The 17,515-nt window shown below is 50.8% G+C and carries 14 protein-coding genes; 7 read left to right on the forward strand and 7 right to left on the reverse strand.

Going from position 1 to position 17,515, the window contains the following annotated elements; all coding sequences use genetic code 11:
• The first annotated feature begins 2 nt into the window (after positions 1–2).
• Positions 3–2,177, forward strand: a complete 2,175-nt coding sequence (locus Q320_RS0106715; RefSeq protein WP_027468368.1) for a PAS domain-containing protein — start codon at positions 3–5, stop codon at positions 2,175–2,177.
• A gap of 61 nt (positions 2,178–2,238) precedes the next feature.
• On the opposite strand, the gene cysK is transcribed toward Q320_RS0106715, so the two are convergent.
• Positions 2,239–3,171: a cysteine synthase A gene (cysK, locus tag Q320_RS0106720; RefSeq protein WP_027468369.1), complete on the reverse strand. Its 933-nt coding sequence runs from the start codon at positions 3,169–3,171 to the stop codon at positions 2,239–2,241.
• Between the two features lie 94 nt (positions 3,172–3,265).
• Here cysK and Q320_RS0106725 point away from each other — a divergent pair, with 94 nt between their 5' ends.
• On the forward strand, positions 3,266–4,492 hold the full coding sequence (locus Q320_RS0106725) for a multifunctional CCA addition/repair protein (protein ID WP_027468370.1): 1,227 nt from the start codon (positions 3,266–3,268) through the stop codon (positions 4,490–4,492).
• A gap of 17 nt (positions 4,493–4,509) precedes the next feature.
• Here the strand turns inward: Q320_RS0106725 and Q320_RS0106730 are convergent, their stop codons facing one another.
• Both Q320_RS0106730 and Q320_RS22115 read right to left on the reverse strand, forming a co-directional pair.
• Positions 4,510–4,905 carry a DUF1398 family protein gene (locus Q320_RS0106730; protein WP_027468371.1) on the reverse strand — a complete coding sequence of 132 codons (396 nt, stop codon included), beginning with the start codon at positions 4,903–4,905 and terminating at the stop codon, positions 4,510–4,512.
• 129 nt (positions 4,906–5,034) lie between these two features.
• Entirely contained in the window at positions 5,035–6,834 is a 1,800-nt protein-coding gene (locus Q320_RS22115; protein ID WP_051534540.1) for a chitinase, read from the reverse strand.
• 252 nt (positions 6,835–7,086) lie between these two features.
• Between Q320_RS22115 and metF the strand changes: the two genes are divergently transcribed.
• Positions 7,087–7,923: a methylenetetrahydrofolate reductase [NAD(P)H] gene (gene metF / locus Q320_RS0106740; protein ID WP_027468372.1), complete on the forward strand. Its 837-nt coding sequence runs from the start codon at positions 7,087–7,089 to the stop codon at positions 7,921–7,923.
• An 80-nt stretch (positions 7,924–8,003) separates the two neighbouring features.
• Here metF and Q320_RS0106745 read toward each other — a convergent pair whose 3' ends face one another.
• The 3 genes from Q320_RS0106745 to Q320_RS0106755 all read right to left on the reverse strand — a co-directional run bounded on the left by Q320_RS0106745 (position 8,004) and on the right by Q320_RS0106755 (position 11,129).
• Complete coding sequence (locus Q320_RS0106745) at positions 8,004–8,468, reverse strand: outer membrane lipoprotein (protein ID WP_051534541.1); 465 nt, start codon at positions 8,466–8,468, stop codon at positions 8,004–8,006.
• Positions 8,469–8,538: 70 nt separating this feature from the next.
• Positions 8,539–9,135 carry a 2OG-Fe(II) oxygenase gene (locus Q320_RS0106750; protein WP_027468374.1) on the reverse strand — a complete coding sequence of 199 codons (597 nt, stop codon included), beginning with the start codon at positions 9,133–9,135 and terminating at the stop codon, positions 8,539–8,541.
• On the reverse strand, positions 9,132–11,129 hold the full coding sequence (locus tag Q320_RS0106755; protein ID WP_027468375.1) for a site-specific recombinase: 1,998 nt from the start codon (positions 11,127–11,129) through the stop codon (positions 9,132–9,134). Before Q320_RS0106755 ends, Q320_RS0106750 begins: the two co-directional genes overlap by 4 nt.
• 307 nt (positions 11,130–11,436) lie before the next feature.
• Between Q320_RS0106755 and Q320_RS0106760 the strand changes: the two genes are divergently transcribed.
• The 3 genes from Q320_RS0106760 to Q320_RS0106770 all read left to right on the forward strand — a co-directional run bounded on the left by Q320_RS0106760 (position 11,437) and on the right by Q320_RS0106770 (position 15,812).
• The gene (locus tag Q320_RS0106760; RefSeq protein WP_027468376.1) at positions 11,437–12,132 is read left to right on the forward strand and encodes a glutathione S-transferase C-terminal domain-containing protein; all 696 of its coding nucleotides are present in this window, start codon (positions 11,437–11,439) and stop codon (positions 12,130–12,132) included.
• 234 nt (positions 12,133–12,366) lie between these two features.
• Positions 12,367–15,180: a M16 family metallopeptidase gene (locus Q320_RS0106765; RefSeq protein WP_027468377.1), complete on the forward strand. Its 2,814-nt coding sequence runs from the start codon at positions 12,367–12,369 to the stop codon at positions 15,178–15,180.
• Between the two features lie 188 nt (positions 15,181–15,368).
• On the forward strand, positions 15,369–15,812 hold the full coding sequence (locus tag Q320_RS0106770) for a hypothetical protein (protein ID WP_156939007.1): 444 nt from the start codon (positions 15,369–15,371) through the stop codon (positions 15,810–15,812).
• Positions 15,813–15,997: 185 nt separating this feature from the next.
• Here Q320_RS0106770 and Q320_RS18835 read toward each other — a convergent pair whose 3' ends face one another.
• The gene (locus tag Q320_RS18835; protein ID WP_035852874.1) at positions 15,998–16,267 is read right to left on the reverse strand and encodes a YkgJ family cysteine cluster protein; all 270 of its coding nucleotides are present in this window, start codon (positions 16,265–16,267) and stop codon (positions 15,998–16,000) included.
• 191 nt (positions 16,268–16,458) lie between these two features.
• Here Q320_RS18835 and Q320_RS20685 point away from each other — a divergent pair, with 191 nt between their 5' ends.
• The gene (locus tag Q320_RS20685) at positions 16,459–17,496 is read left to right on the forward strand and encodes a sensor domain-containing diguanylate cyclase (protein ID WP_051534542.1); all 1,038 of its coding nucleotides are present in this window, start codon (positions 16,459–16,461) and stop codon (positions 17,494–17,496) included.
• Positions 17,497–17,515: the final 19 nt, after the last annotated feature.

Genomic DNA, 17,515 nt, shown 5'->3' on the forward strand with positions numbered 1-17,515 from the left:
TTATGCAAAACATCCGACAATTTGCCGCTGCTTTACTGGCTTTGCTACTGGGCATTTTTCTGACCGCAGCCTGCGTGGGGCTGGTGTATAGCCAGATGCAGGCATCGGGCAAGCTTCGCTGGCAAGACAGCAGTGCTGCGATTGCGAAGCAACTAGCGGCTCGCTTGGCTTTGCAGGAGGAAAGCCTGCATTCAATTCAGGCTGCTTTTATCGCTCAGCCTCAATTGTCGCGCCAGCAATTTAATCAATTGGTGCTCAATAGTAATCTGTCGATTCGCACGCCTGCTGTGCTGGCGATGGGTTTTATACGTCCAGTTGAATCGCAATATATTGAGCAATACATTGCGAAAAACCGTAGCGATACTAGCTTTGCAGCCGCTTACTATTCAAATTTTGCTGTGGCAGCAGATTCGCAGCGGACGCAACTGCAGGTGCTAGAGCTGGTCAGTCCGCTCAATCGCACCACCGCGCAATGGCTGGGGGATGATCTAAGCAATGTTCAGCGCTTAAAAGCCCATTTGGAACAAGCGCGTGATCGCGGTCAGGCTTGGGGAGCGCCGATGCAAATTCGGGGCTCGGCTGTGGCGGGCTCGTATGCTTTTTATATGCCGATTTATCAGAGCCTACTTGAGCGGCCAACGGTTGAAACACTGCGAAATAATTATTTAGGCAGTGTGGTGATGTGGCTGAAACTCAGCGAATTACTCGCCGATACTGAACGTACCGCCCACGCTTCCGGCCTTGCCGTGCGCCTGCTTGATCACAGTGAACCTAATCAAGCGCCGCTGTATAGCTCGGCGAAATGGGCTGCGGCGACTGCAAGCCCACTCGAGCCGCAGCTTATCAATGCACTCGGTCGTCAATGGCGTTTAGAGTTTGTCCCGCTGGGGCCGCCTATCAATAGTGCCGAATATCAAACCTTACTTTTGCTGGCGCTGATCGGCTTACTACTGAGCGTGCTGCTGGCGATGTTGATTCATTATGTGTATCGCCGCTCTTTTGTATTACAGCAAGCCGACACGGCAGCACAGCAGGAAATGCAGCATCGTTTGGCGCATGAGCGGCAAAATCACGCCATTCTTGAGGCGGTCAGTGATCCGCTGGTGCTGCGCGACACGGCCGGGAAAATCACCTATGCCAATGCAGTCGCCGAGCATCGCTTTGGCCAGACTGAGCAAAGCATTGTGGGACAGAGCGATGCATTGCTGGATGCGCGCGAGCTGGGCATCTTGGCCATGCCGGTGCAATTAGCGATCAACCATACTGATCGCGATGGTGTGGCGCGGCACTACGATGTGATTTTGAAACCGCTGCGAGATGACCATCTCAATTGGATAGGCACAATCTTGCATGCCCGCGATATCAGTATCGGCTCTGCCAGCATTGCTGATTTGCGCTACAAACTAGACCGGCTTACCGAAATGGTAGAAATTTCGAGTGACTGGTTTTGGGAGCAAGATGCCCAAGCGCGCTTTACCCATGTATCGGGCGGATTTTTTGCCGAATTAGACATTAATCCCGCCGTGTTTATGGGCAAATGTCGTTGGGAGCTGGGAGCGGGTGGTTTAAGTGAAGCGCAATGGGCAGCGCATCGCGCCGTATTGGCGGCGAAACAACCCTATCGCGATTTTGAATATCAAGCTTACTTAAATAATCAAACCCTCTATTTCAGTGTTTCTGGGCGGCCCGTGTTTAATGCCGCAGGGGAATTTGTCGGATATCGTGGTGCAGGGCGCAATGTAACGCCGATGCGTAATGCACAAGTCGCGTTGATCGAAGCGCAGCAACGCGCGCAAGCGACGCTCGAATCGATTGCCGATGGTGTGTTAACGACGGATATCAAAGGTCGAATTGATTACATCAATCCGGTCGCATCGGCCTTATTGGGTTGGGAGCTTGAAATGGCGCGCGGCCAGTCTTTGGGTACGGTCTACCAATCGGTCGATGCCAAAACGCGCTTGCCGCTGGCCAATTTAGTCACCGCTGCATTGCATGGTGGCGTCGATAACCAAGGCGCAAGACGCAGCGTATTGCTCAATAAATTGGGTTTGAATTTCCAAATCGAAGAAAGTGCAGCGCGGATTCGCGATGAAGAGAATCGGACTTTAGGCGCAGTTTTGGTGTTTCGAGATATCAGTAATTGGCGTGATGAAGCGGAAAGAGCTTCTGTTGATTAATTGGGTATATGAACGTAGGCATTATTTATTAATGCTTTTGTCCATATACCCATTGATCTAATTAGTCAGCCAAACCTTCAAATAATTTAGTCGACAAGTAACGCTCACCAAATGATGGGATGATGATCGCAATCAGTTTGCCCGCGTTTTCTGGGCGTTTCGCCACTTGAATCGCCGCCCACGTTGCAGCACCCGCTGAAATTCCGCACAAAATCCCTTCTTGCGTCGCCATTAAGCGCGCCATCGCAAATGCGTCGTCGTTGGTCACGCGAATCACTTCATCGTAAATCGCGGTGTTCAGTACCGCAGGAACGAAACCTGCGCCAATGCCTTGAATTGGATGCGGGCCTTTTGCGCCACCACTGAGCACCGGGCTGGCATCGGGTTCAATCGCAATCGCTTGGAACGATGGTTTTTTCGCTTTGATGACTTCAGCCACGCCGGTAATCGTGCCGCCCGTGCCAACACCTGAAATCAAAATATCGATCTGGCCATCAGTGTCTTCCCATAATTCCACTGCTGTTGTATTGCGGTGAATTTCTGGATTGGCTGGATTTTCAAATTGTTGCAGTAGCAAGTAATTGCTGTGCTCTTCAGTCAAAGCTTTGGCCTTGCCAATCGCGCCGCCCATACCATCGGGGCCTGGCGTTAAAATCAATTCAGCGCCATAACCGCGTAAGAGCGCACGACGTTCTTTCGACATTGTTTCTGGCATCGTCAGCACCAATTTATAACCGCGTGCCGCGCAGACCATCGCCAAACCAATGCCGGTATTACCTGACGTCGGCTCAACAATCACCGTGTCAGCATTGATTTGTCCCGCAGCTTCCGCCGCATCAATCATGCTGACTGCAATCCGATCTTTCACCGAATGCGATGGATTCATGTACTCGAGCTTGGCAACCAAAGTCGCGACGCAGCCTTCCGTTACGCGGTTGAGTTTAACCAGCGGCGTGCGGCCGATCAGTTCGGTGACATCATTTGCGATTTTCATACGTTCATCCTGAAAGAGAATTGGGGGATAATCAGCAGATTGTAGTCTGACTTCTATGCTCAGTTGAAGTAACTCTTCATTTTAAGGAAAGAATATGCAGGTCTATCGCGTCGGTGGTGCTGTCCGAGATCGATTGTTGGGACTGCCCGTCAAAGACATCGATTGGGTCGTAGTCGGCGCAACGCCGCAGCAGATGCTCAATTTGGGCTATCAGGCCGTTGGCAAAGATTTTCCCGTGTTTTTGCATCCGAAAACCCATCAGGAGTATGCGCTTGCACGCCTTGAACGCAAAAGCGGCCATGGCTATACCGGCTTTGAAGTGGATGCCAGCGTCAATGTCACGCTCGAAGAAGACTTGCTGCGCCGTGATTTAACGATCAACGCGATTGCCGAAGATGAGCACGGCAACTTGATTGACCCGTATGGCGGGCAAGCGGATTTGGCTGCGAAAGTGTTGCGCCATGTGTCACCCGCATTTGCGGAAGATCCCGTCCGAATTTTGCGCTTGGCGCGTTTTGCTGCGCGCTTTGGTTTTAGCGTTGCGCCAGAAACGATGGCTTTGATGCGAAAAATGGTCGTCGATGGCGAAGTCGATCATTTGGTCGCCGAGCGCGTTTGGCAAGAAATGGCCAAAGGCTTGATGGAAGATCAGCCCAGCTTGATGTTTGAAATCTTGCGTGAATGCGGCGCCTTGGCGCGAATTGCGCCCGAAATCGATGCGCTATGGGGCGTGCCGCAGCGTGCGGATTACCATCCAGAAGTCGATACCGGCGTGCACGTCATGCTGGTGCTGGATTACACCGCCGCGCAAAGTTGGCCTTTGGCGACTCGCTTTGCCGCGCTATGCCACGATTTGGGCAAAGCGAAAACGCCGCAGGATGTATTGCCGCGCCACATCATGCACGAAGCGCGCGGCGTGCCGCTGGTTGAGGCGCTGTGCCAACGTTTACGCGTGCCTAGCGATTGTAAAGACCTCGCGGTACTGACTTGCCGTGAACATACCTTGGTGCATACCGCCCAGCAATTACGGCCAGAAACAGTATTGGCGCTGCTCATGCGCTGCGACGCGCTGCGCCGTCCTGAGCGGTTTAGGCAGTTGCTCGATGCCTGCCTTGCTGATGCGCGTGGCCGCTATCAATTTGAGCTGTGCGACTATCCGCAGCACGCGTATTTATTGCAAATGCGCGCTGCCGCAGCGGCGGTCGATGCGGGTGCCATCGCGGCGCAATGCAGCAATCCCAAGGAGATCGCTGCGGCAGTGGAAGCCGCGCGGGTAGCGGCGATTGCTGAGTTTAAAAAACTGAGTTCAGACAAGCCGTGATGGGGTTTAGAACGTGTTTAGGCGGGAAAATGTTCAACGTGGGTTTGCCCTAGTCGACCGTAGTAACTGACATGTTGACCAGCCAGCCACACGGTGTAAGCCACGCAGCCCGCTGCGCGTGAAAGCGCGAGAAATTCGGGATACTTCACCTTGCCGCTTTGCGCGCCTTTGATGGCTTGTTGTAAAGCACTGATGTCGAATTCTTTGGGGATGGTGGTATTCGGTGCGGCAAGCGCTATTGCATGTGTATCGGAATTTTCTAGATAATAAGTCGTTGTGTTTGCTCGATAATCGACGCAATAGGCTTCGACGCCGACCCCAATCAGAGCTTTGACGATATCAGGAAAATATGCGCTACCGTCCATGGAGGCTGCTGCACATTGCTCGATGATTTGCTGAGTAGAAAGTTGCATTGCGATTCTCCCTAGAAACTGAATAAAGCCAAATCGGCGGATACTTTCGCCTCGTTTGTTGTTTGTATTTTTTATACCATAAAAAATGGCGACACCGCAGTGTCGCCATTTTGCGTTTACTCGCTTAGATTATTTTGCAAAGTAAGCGCTGTGGCTTTTTGCAAATTGGTAAGCTTGTTTGCTGTCCCAGTTGATTGACCACGTCATAATGCCGCGGAAATCAGGTTGTGCTTTTGCTGGTTTGTAAGTGCCGCAGTTTTGCAATTTCATAATGCAATCTAGCGCTTTTTGCGTGTCGGCAATCGACAAGTAGCCGCCCGATGGCGCGGCGCCTGCGGTTGATGGCAAGCCAAAGCCAACTTGATCGGCGCGCAATGGTGGGAATGGTTTGCTCACGTCGCCGCCCAGATTAAAGCCAGACAACAACATATCGCTCATCGCCACTTGGAAATCGATGGTGCTTTGCGCGTAGATTTTGCCGTCCGGTGCATTGATACTGCCGGTGTTGTAATGCTGAACGTGCAGCATATTCAGGTCATCACGCAGGCCGTGGATGATAGGCAAGTAGCCGCCCCATGTGCCGCCATAGTAGCCGTAGCCACCTTGCACGTAGTTCACTTCTGGCGCCATCGTCAGGATGAATTTGTCACCAAAGCGTGCTTTGATGGCTTTCACGCCGGCAATGATATTGACGATTTGCGGTGTCACTGGTTTACGGAAATCATCGCTCGCGGTGATGGTGAGATTGTTTTCCATATCCAAATCAAGGCCATCGAAACCGTATTTCGCGATGATGTCGCCTAGGGTTTTGATAAAGCGCTCACGGGCTTCAAGCGAATCAATGACGATCACGCCATTCGCGCCGCCCAAGGACACCAATACTTTGGTGCCTTGTGATTGCTTGAGTTTAATGTCGGCTATGAATTCAGCTTCATTAAACAATTTATCCAGCACAAACGCAGCCGTGCCTTTTGGCGCGGCTTGATCGCCTTCAACAAACGACACATTGATAATGTTGTATTCAGCCGGCACGTCTTTCAAACGCATCACGCCAGAACCATTATCAAAGTTGTGCCAGTAACCGACCACCACGTGTTTTGGCAGCAAGCCAGTGCTTGGCGTGGTGCTTGGTGTTGGCGTAGTTGAAGGTGTTGCAGTTGGTGTCGCAGTCGCAGTTGGGGTTGGCGTTGCGATTAAAATTTGTTTCCAGCCTATCGTGCAACCAGAGGCGTCTTTAATCGCCTCGTAAGTGTATCCGGCAGGAGGAGGCATCAAGGTTGGCAAGCTTGGGCAAGCAGATGCCGATGGTGTTGGCGTGACTACGATTGGCGTAGCAGTTGCTGTTGGTGTCGGCGTTACGGCTGTGCCAGAAACCAATTTCCACGGTCCCCATTGATCCGCGCCCGGTACATTGCCTTGCGTCCACCATTTTGCTTCATATACAGCGCTACCGACGCTAACACGAGCGCCGCCGTTATACACGGTGGCGGCGTTCCATGCTGGTATACCAGCTACAGGTGTTGCTGTGGCGGTTGGCGTTGGTGTTGGTGTTGGAGGAGGCGTTGCTGTGCCGGTAACGACCCATTCTGTAGCGCAGGTCACTGAATCTATTATTTTCCAGTAGCCGTACTGAGATGGTGTTCTGATTGGGCATACTGGTGGCGCTGTAAATGTCGGCGTTGGTGACGGTGTCGCGCTGCTGGTTCCCGTTTCTTTCCATAATGTTGGCGTAGAAGCTGGGTTCCAGCCTGCGCCCGCATAGGCAGTATGGGTAACCAAAGCGCTATAGGTTTTGCCGTTGTAATCAACAACGGTATTGACTTGATACGTCGTGTCTTCTTGCCAAGCCGCTGCGTGAACGCCTGCAGCGAGCAGCAGGCCGCCGAGTAGGGCGGCTAAGCGAGTTTTATTTGAGCGTGATTTTGCCATTGTCGTCTCTTCCTCTTATTAGTTTGCGGCGACAGGGTCTGCCGCGTTTGGCCTGAATCGAATGTTCAGGTCTCACGCGATCTTATCTGCTTTTCTTACGAAGTAAAAACCTTGCTGGTCAAATGTGGTTTATCCAGACAAGTGGTGGCTGATTGAATTGGATTTATTGTGGGTATGAATTGCGCTCATGCCAAAGCGGGCTGTGGAGTGGTAACATTCACTTCTTTGTGATTGTGAATAAGTTGCCGCGCTATGACCCATCCTTTGCGTCCGATTAGTTTTGAATTTTTCCCGCCAAAAACCGACGAAGGTGCGGCTAAATTGGCGACAACGCGCAGGCAACTCGCGCAATTTAACCCTGAATTTTTCTCGGTAACGTTTGGCGCGGGCGGCACAACGCAAGAAGGCACTTTGCGCGCCGTGGTAGATATTCAAGCCGCTGGTCATTCGGCTGCACCGCATTTATCTTGCGTTGGTTCGACCAAAGAGAATATTCGCGCTGTGGTGCAGCAATATAAAGATCACGGTATCAAGCATATTGTCGCGCTGCGCGGCGATATTCCATCGGGTATGGGCGAGTTTGGTGAGTTTCGTTACGCCAATGAATTGGTCACTTTTTTACGCAATGAATTTGGCGATTGGTTTCATATCGAAGTCGCCGCTTATCCAGAATTTCATCCGCAATCGCCCAACGCCGAAGCTGATATTCGCAACTTTGTGAATAAAGTGAACGCGGGTGCGAATTCGGCGATTACGCAGTATTTCTTTAATGCCGATGCCTACTTCCGTTTTGTCGATGAAGTACAAGGGCGCGGTGTGAATATCCCAATCGTGCCGGGCATTATGCCAATTCAAAACTACAGCCAATTGCAGCGTTTCTCGGATATGTGCGGCGCAGAAATCCCGCGCTGGTTGCGTTTGCGTTTGCAATCGTATTCTGACGACACCGCGTCGATTCGTGCTTTTGGTTTGGATTTTGTTACAGAACTATCAGATCGCCTGTTAGCGGGCGGCGCACCGGGCCTGCATTTCTATACCTTGAATGCCGCAGGCGCGGTATCGACGGTGTGTCAGCGACTGGGGTATTAATGGGTATTGTTCGCTAGCTATTGCTAGAGAAAGCTCATATCAATATACCCGTAGAAGGCTTGCCGTGTGGCAAGCCTTTTTTATTTCTGGATAGGGAGCGCTTGAACGCGGGCTGTTTGGCCGTTGGTGATGACGTCGACTTTTTGCCCAATCTGAAACGCCGGTTGCATGTCTTGCACAATCACCAAGCGCTCGCCGTTGTCTTGCATCCTTATCGTTAGTTCTTGCGCGGTTTTTTGTGTGAGTTCTCGCTCCATCTGATTACCCAAAAAGCCACCTAATAGCGCGCCAAATACGCTGCTAATTGCGCTACCACTGCCGTTTCCAATATGGTTGCCGGCCAAAATACCACCGATCACGCCACCGGCAATACTGCCAATGCCGCTACTGTCTTGCACGGCTATCATGTGAATTCGCTCAATCTGGCCGCTACGCGCTTGTGCGATTGGGCGAGCCGGTGTGCCGTCGATGGTGGGGGCGGTGCTGCAGGCACTGAGCAACAGGCTGGCGCCCAAGAGGATCTGGCAGAATAAGGTTTTAGACATGGCAGGCTCGTCGATTTTCTTTTAATTCTGTTATTTTACGCTTGCTGAGCCGTATTCGCTGTGCACTTTGTCAGTTTGCGCGGCGGCGATACCAGCCTGTGAGCGAGAGGCGTTCGCGCTGTGCAGGCAGCACTTCGTGCTCAAATCGATTGGATAAAAACACCACCAAAGTGCCGCCATGCGGCGTGACATCGATGTGGTTTTCAGCGTCCAGATAAATCCGCAACTGCCCGCCGTCGGCCTCGCCCCAATTGTGATTTAGATATTGCACGATGGTGACGACGCGCGTGTCTTGATCGCGGTGTTGATCTAAATGGCGGCGGTAAAAGCTGCCAATTGGATAGCGCGCAAAATGCCATTCCAGCTCAGCCAAGCCCAGATACAGCTCTCGGTTAAGCAGCTGCTGCAAGTCGCTCATACGCTGATTGGCCGCAGCCATCTCTGCATCATCGTTTTCAACCCACAGCACCGCATCGCCGCGAATCTCTTGGCGCACTTGATGCGCTGCTTCACGCCCTACGCCAGCTGCGACAAATTGCGCTTGCCGCACGCTGGCTAAGTTTTGCAACTCAGCCAGCGCCTCAGCGGGCAGAAAATTAGGCAACACAATCCAGCCAGGGCCCGCTAGCGCATCGGCGATGATTTCGTTGAGTGCGGCAGAACTCATGCGCTTTTGTCCTCGATAGCAACCGTTTTGGGGGCGATAAACAAATCAAGCGGTCTGCTCAGTGCACGGCGCCAGAATTTGCCCCACAGCGGTTGTAACTCGCGCAGATGGCGTTTACGCGAGCGCATCGCGACCCATAGCGCCAAAGTGAAACTAACAAATAAATTGGTCGCTCCTATCATCGCAACGCAAGCTGCGCCCCATGCCACAATCGGCCACGCCAGCGTGAAATCGAAGGCAACGACGGCATAAGCTAGGTTGGCCGCAGAGAAAGTAATGTGGCGTATATCGAGCGGTAGCCCGAGTAGAAAGCCGATGGTGCCGATACTCCCTAGCATAATCCCGAAATAGAAATTACCCGCCAGCGCGCCCAGATTGTGCTCGATATATTGGCCAAGGCGGCGGCTACGGTTTTCACCGAAAATTTTATTCAGTAGCGGCAGTGCGGCAATGCGTTGCGGGATTTGGTTATACAGCGATTTATTATCGTAATAGCCTGAAATCAAACCGGCTAAAAACAGGCAGCAACCCGCAATCGCCGCGTAAAACAGCGCATGGCCAGTAATCGGCTGTAATTCGCTCAGCATTTTGGTGGCCTTGGTGGTGTCGACCACGTGATAGCCCAATTCATACCACCAGAACCATGCAATCCCCAGCGCGACCGGAATCGCCAGCAATACATTACCGATAATGGCGATAAATTGAGTGCGGATGACTTTGACCATCAGGTCGACCAGTTCGCCATAAGTGTCGACTTTTTTGTTTTCAAGCGAAGGGAGTACGGCGGCAATCCGTGCTGCGGTCATCGCCGGCTGCTTGGTGGCCACGGTGAAGTGCAGAATATGAATCAGCATAAAGCCCAGTGCGTAATTCATGCTGAATGCAAAGGCTTCGAGCAGTGGCGGTAAATGCGCTTTGGCCGATAAAATTTTGATCAAAGCCATAAAGCCGACAATCACACCGGCACCTGCGGCCGAGCGGAACATTTGCAGCCATTCGCGGCGCGTTTCCGAAATATAGTGCTCGCCGGTATGGCTGGCGTGCTCGGTGATTTGTAGCGCCAGCAGTTCGGTGTTTTCGGCAAGTACATCGCGAATGCTGTACTTGCGATTTTCGGCTTTAACCAGTTCAAGGAATAAGCCTAATAAAGCGGGAGAATGCTTGGCTTCGGGTGTGGAATCGACCAACTGAAATAGTGTTTTTAGTCGATCAATATGCTGCTTTAAGCGTAATAAATGATAAGTCAGGCTCACTGATGCGCCATTCTTGGCGGCACGTTTCCAGACTTTGGCAATGATGGTTTCGCACTGCTCAAGCAAGACCAGAATATGCAAATGATCTTCATCGGGTGGACGGCGGGCGGTGAGGTCTTCGCGATAGCGCTCGATATAGCTCAATACTTCGGCATTTAAGCGCACAAACGGCGATTCAAATCGTTCAACATCAGGATGATTTAAAACGATTTCTGGCTCAAGGCCAATCGCCGACAATCGGCAAGACAGCACTTGAATCGCTTCCAGCTGTTGCAAGCGAATATGTGTGGGGATTTCAATGGGGTTGAGTTCTTCAATATGTGCTGCTGCACCAACTTCAAACCAAACCTCTTGGGGTATGGCGTTCAACCATATGTAATCATAATGGTTGGGGAATAATACCCCGAATAAATCTTTGAGATATTCAGGCTTAACGGGCGGTGGTAAGAGTTTGGAGCCAATCCGGCGAATGATTGCAGTCGAAATACTCTCATTGGATAAAATGCCGGTATCGGTATAGAGCTGAACTTGGCGAGTAGTGCCCAATAAAGCAAATAATTGTGTGCGCAGCGCAGCGCGATATTCGGGGTGTTGTTCTAGCAAATAGCATAGCGCGCGGGTGTTATTAATAGCGGTAACGGTATCGCTGATTTTACCGGGACGCAGTGCGTCGACTAGTTCTTTGAGGCTAGTGAGTGGATCGCTTTTGGCGTCCATCATGCGGCGTAGAGTGTGTTCCATCTTGGTTTTAATCCATCGTAATCGTCGGAATGAAGGCGCAGCAGCTTGGATCTGACAGGCTGCACGATGAAGCGTTCGATCTACTTTATTACAGTAGCCGTCCGAGTTTGATAGCGCCGATTGTACCTTGCTTTAATTCAAGGCATGAATTCAAGTCAGCGTATTAAGCACAATTTGGCCGAGTTGCACCGTGCGTATTGGCCGCTTTGCACTTCAATCGGCAGCCTTGCAATGGGCTGGGCGCGTACGTGGACGTTGCCAATGTCATCCCCTACAATGGTGCTTTCTGTAAAAGAAAGGTACTGCAATGTTAACGTTACATGGCTTTAGCCCTGCTTTTGGTTTACCCGATGTCAGCCCATTTGTGATTAAAGCGCAGCTTTTACTGAAACTTTCAGGCTTGCCGTTTGAGATGCGCTACAGCGGCCTAAAAGGCGCACCGAATGGCAAATTGCCGTGGCTAGAAGACGGCGCTGCTGTTATTGCTGATTCAACCCGAATTCGTTGGCATCTAGAGCAACAGCATGGTGTTGATTTCTCGGGTGGCTACGACGCTAACGCACTCGCTGTAGCGTGGGCTGTTGAGAAAATGCTCGAAGATCATTGCTATTGGCTTGGCGTGTATGCGCGCTGGGCGGACGATAGCAATTTTTCTAGCAGCACGGTGAAGCTGTTCAGAAAAGTCCCGCTGCCTCTGCGCGGTGTGGTGAGTTGGATGGTGCGGCGGCGATTTAACGCCGCTTTGCACGCGCAAGGTACATCGCGTCTGAGCGATGTTGATCGTGCGCGGCTGGCGCAAGAACTGATGCGTTCAGTGGCCGTCATTTTGGGCGACAAACCTTACTTACTCGGCGACACGCCCTGCGGTGCAGATGCCACCGTCTTCGCCTTCATCGCCACCGCCCTCAGCCCCAATTTCACCTCATCTCTTCGAGACGCTGCCCAAGCGCAGCCGAATCTGGTCGCTTATGTTGCGCGATTGCGGGAGATGTATTTTGCGTGAATGGGTTAGAGCTTAGAAATACTAATGGGTATGTTCACGTATTCTTTAATATTAAAGGCTTATGTGTATATACCTATGTTTTATTTTTTCTTGTTGTTGAGTTGTTATTTTTCGTAAGTCATCGCATTTGAAATGCGTCTTGTAATGCAATCTTCTACTTAAAGTTGAGTAATCCTCAACTTTTATCTTTTTTATATCTGGCATAATGCAGCGTCAAAATGTCTTGAGCCTGTCATGAAAAAAACAATGCTTCTATCTCTTACCTTGCTAATGGCATATCCAGTTTTTGCTGCACCAGAAAAACTGCCCCCGATTCCTCATCTGCATTCCAGTGTGATCCAAGGCCAATTGCCTAATGGTTTGCGCTATTTGATCAAACCGATTGCACCGCAAGCGGGTCAATCTAGCGAAGTGGAGCTGCGCTTGCTGGTCAATAGCGGCTCGCTCAGCGAAGACAAAGATGAGCGTGGTATCGCGCATTTGATCGAACATATGGCATTTCGGCAGACCCAAAATTTCGGTAAAGATGAAATCAAAGCGCTGTATTCCAGCAACGGTATGCGCATGGGCAATGACAGTAATGCCTTTACTGGACATGAAAATACGACGTATTTCTTCAAATTTAAGCGTGAATCTTTAGACCGTGGCCTGCTGCTGATGGCCGATTGGGCCAATGGCAAGATTGTGTTTGACCCCGAAGAGCTGAAAACCGAGCGGCAAGTGGTGATCGATGAGATGAATCTACGTAAAGTCGATACAGTCAATTGGCGTAGTTTTTATTCGGTGTTGATTCCTGATGCGCCGCATCTAGAAAATATGCCGATTGGCTTTGAGGAAAATGTACGTGATTTGTCGCCCGAGCGGATCGAGGCGCTGTATCGCAAGCTGTATCAGCCGCAAAAAATGACTTTGGTGATTGCTGGCGATGTGCCAAAAAACATCGAGCAAACCATCAAAACGCTGTTTGTCAAAGCGCCGATGGGTGATCAAGCTAGCCAATACCCTGCTTTACCTTTAACGCCTAAAGTGCGTAGCTATCGCGGCAATCCATGGCCGCAAGATGAGTTGGCGGTGTCTTGGGGATTCTTGCAACCGCCAATCAGTGATGCACGACAGGTTCAATTACAAAAACTGGCTATGCTGGCTTTGTCGCAACGGCTAAGCAAAATGTCTACCTTGGAAAATGAACCGTTTGCCAATGCGTCGATGGCCGACTGGAGTGGCAGTATCGGCCGCGAGTCATACTTGACCTTATATGCTGCAGTCAGGGAGCAAAATCCAGGTGCCACGCTCACTCAGATGTATCGAGAAATTCGCCGTGCGCGCGAATTTGGCTTAACTGCGGCTGAAGTGACCGAGGCCATCGATATGTACATGTTGGCGATAAAGAATATTCCAGCATCGAATGAAACTTGGGCCAATAGCTTAACGAGTTCGGCCAAAATGGGCGTGCCTGAATTGTATGTCGCTGAGCAGAAATCGATTTTCGATCCGGCAATGATCACGCCGCAAGCGGTGAATGCCGCGCTACAGCAAATCTTAACTACGCCCGATCAGGTCGCCATTTTAATTGGTAAGACCACGACGAAGGCCGCAAATGAGGATTATTACAGCTGGCATGACGATAAATTGAACGCGATGATCGCCGCAGTGGAGACAGAGACTTTGCAAGCGCCGGTCGCCCATGTTGCAAAACCGCTGCTGGCCAAAGAGCCACCGCGTGGCAAGGTCGTACAGACAAAAACAGAAAATGGCGTCACCGTTTGGACGTTGAGCAACGGCGCGCAAGTTTTAGTTCGCCAGCAACGTCAGCCAGACGAGCGCATTGGCATTAATGGACGCTTTGCGGGAGGCGCATTGGCCTTGCCCAAAGAGTGGCGCTTTGTCTCGCAAATCTTGCCCAAGTATATGGCGGCAGCGGGAGCTGGGAATTTGACGGCTGCCGAGATTGGCCAAGCGATTCGTAATGAAGAGCTGCAATTGCAACCGATGTTTGAAACTGCCCAGCATGGTTTTGGCGGTGTCGCTGCAGAGCGCTCTTTGAAACCCTTGATGCAGTTGATTTACCTTGGTCTTGCTGAGCCGCGCAGTGATGACGCAGCCCGAAAAAATACGCCAGATCAAGCGTATGCCGCTTATTGGCCTAACGGCCCCGGCTTTTTGCAAAATCTCTACGGTGCTGCGTGGCCTTATCGGGTTTGGGGCAGTCTGACCGACTTTGAGATTACAACTGAAAAACTCAATGAGCTACGTGACCAGTTGTATGGCAATCCAGCGCAGTTGCGGATCGTTTTAACTGGCGTTGCGGACATGTCGCAGATGAAAGACTTGGTGGAGCGCTATATCGCCAGTATTCCGCCAGCGAGGCCAACGGCAGTGTCCTTGTTACCGACCAAAATTGAACCGAAAGTCCAATCTTTATCGAACACAGTGTTAAGTGAACGTCTGAAAGAGTCGCTAAAGACATTTACGTTTCGTGATGATAAGTATACGGTCTGGAGCGTTGCATTAGATGGTTCAGGGTCGAATACCCAGAATGCCTTCCTGCAAGAAGGCTTAAACGATGTGATTAAACAGCGCTTGTTTACGACATTGCGCGAGCAAGCGGGGGATTCTTATGCCGTGAATAGCGCTGGCGAAATGTCGCCCTACTATGGTCCTACGCTCGATATTAGTTACAGCGTATCGCGTGAAAAATGCGGAGAGGCTTTAGTGCTCACCGCGCAGGAATTAAGAAAACTGAGCCAAAATTCGGTCACCGATGCCGAGTTGAAGTCTATGCATGAGTTGATGCAAAAAGGCTTGGATAATGGCCCGAAATATCCGTTTGGATATGCTTATTCACAAATGTTCCATTGGGTGAATAATAGCGATTTAAGCTGGGTGAATCCAAAGCCAGAGTTGATTTTGACTCGGGCCAATGTTGATGCGGCTGCTAAAAGCTGGTTTGTGCCAGAAAAATGGATCGTCGCAGCGGATGCGTGCAAAACCTTGCCTGATCTGACCGTGCTAGATCGCAAAGTAACGGCGGTAAGTGCCAGCAAATAGTCCGCACTTCTCTAATAAGCCACGGCACTTTAGCATTGCAGTGGCTTATGATTGCTTACAAAGTTCCCGCAAGAATGCGTAAAAATCGTCTTCAATGTTGGTATTATTTGCGCGATGATTTGTCAGAAAAATCACAGAGCATAAAACATTCTACTTTTATGATGTTGGCTTACCGACTGGAGATTGCCATGAAATCCCTACTTAATCTTGTTTTAGGCCTTGCGCTGAGCGCCCCCGCATTGGTGCATGCTGATCCACAAATCCCCGAGCAAATGATGCGTGGCCGTAGCTCGCAATATCAGGATGGATTTCGCGATGGTTTTCGTGAGGCAGTGCAGATGATGAATAACGGCGGCGGTAATATGGGCGGCGGTGGCAACCACTGGGAGCGGGGTATTCGGATTATCTCAGCAGTTTATGGTACGGATCGCGGCGGCTCTTGTGATTTAACTCGTAAATTGGCGCATCAGGCGAATGGCAAAAAAACATTTAACTTTGCGTCAAACGATAGCTGGTGCGGCGATCCTGCCGTGGGTCATGTGAAATACGCCAATATTGTTTTTAGTTGCAATGGCCGTGAGCACTCCGAGTCGATTCGTCAGGAGCGCAGCTCGACTTTGCGTTGTTATTAAGCGCATTGCGTAGTGGCTACTTACTTATTTGGCTTTGAGTTGATATCGAATTCTTAGGCAATATTCAAATTTTAGCTTGATGTATTTGTCTATGCCCTTTTATTTTAAAGGCTTGTGTGGCAATACATCAGTGCTATATCAATACCGATGCTTGGATTGTGCTCGTTTACGCCGATGCAGTTCAATCAAAAAACTTGAGGTGCTGTCATGATCTCAAGCTGCGTCAAATAAAGCATCGCTTCTGTCTTGGAATTACCGCACATCTCAAACGAAGGCTTTAATCCCGCACAAACGGCAGGGCGCTCGGGCTGGCCGAAGATTTTACAGCTGAGTTTTTCATCGAGCTGAATACAGGCGACGCCAGCGGGCTTGCCATTTGGCATGCCAGGTATCGGACTAGAGATGGACGGCGCGGTGCAGCAGGCGGCGCAAAGAGGGCGGCATTGGAAAGTCATGGCGCCGATTTCACCGTATCGTGTGCTTTTGGGCAAGGCATTTCGGCTGGGCGAACGGCTTAATCCGAGGTTTTGCTGTAATCGATTGCGCGCGGCGTGTGCAATTGCTTTATCTTTTCTTTAAAACGACATTCATTGTAAGAAAAACATGCGACAATCGGAAAAGACCCTATCGCTAGTATTGGTAAACTATGCCTACCGACGCCTTGATTTCATTTGAGATACTTGCTGCATTATTCGATATTTCTCCGTCGGGCATTGCCATTGCGGATGAAAAAGGGCGTTATTTGCGGGTGAACGATGCATATTGCCGAATTTTCGGTTTTTGCCGTGAAGAGCTGATTGGCCGCACTTTTGGCATTACTTTGCTGGCGGAAGACAAGGCTTTAGAACCTGAGATTTTGAGGATGGCTTTGGAGCAGGATGAGTCTGCTCCGACGGAATGGCGGGTTCAGCATCAAGATGGTCGAGTGCTGTTTGTGCATTCAGCATTTAAGACGTTTTTTGCGCCTGATGGCAGTGCGCGAATTTTAACGATTTTGAGCGATGTGTCGACGCTGGTTTCCAATTTGCGAGCGATGCAAGAGCATGAAGCTCAGTTGCATAAAGCCAATGAAAGCTTGGAGGCGATAGTCAGCAGCCGCACGGTGCTGCTTGAACAGGCAAATCGTGAATTGGCGCGGCTGGCAACCGAAGATCCATTGGCGGGAATTTATAATCGCCGCGCTTTTGAAGCCGAAGCGGCTAAAGCGATTGCAAGTGCTGATCGTTCAGGTCGCCCGCTCTCGCTGCTGTTTTTGGATATCGATCACTTTAAATCGATTAATGATCGGTTTGGCCATGCGGCGGGTGATGATGTAATCCAGAAAGTAGCCGCATTGAGCAAAGATTTATTACGCAGTAGTGATTTGCTAGCGCGCTGGGGCGGCGAGGAATTTGTGCTGCTCTTGCCGGATACCGCTTTAGCGCAAGCTATTGTGGTGGGCGAAAAAATCCTAGCGGCAGTGCGAAACTGCGCTTTTGAGTCTCCACAGTGTTCAATCACCATTAGCGGCGGTGTGGCTGAGCGCTCATTTGCGCAACCACTCGAATCGCTACTCATTGAGGCCGATCAATTGCTTTATAGGGCCAAGCATGCGGGGCGTAATCGCCTGGTATGGAGCCTCAATACGCAAGATGCGGTCGTGTCCAATGCATCGGTTTCGCGGTTTGTGCAATCGCTGGTTTAGCGAGATTAGCTAATTTTAG

Origin of the sequence: Deefgea rivuli DSM 18356 (genome assembly GCF_000620145.1) — a bacterium.
Lineage (GTDB): Bacteria > Pseudomonadota > Gammaproteobacteria > Burkholderiales > Chitinibacteraceae > Deefgea > Deefgea rivuli.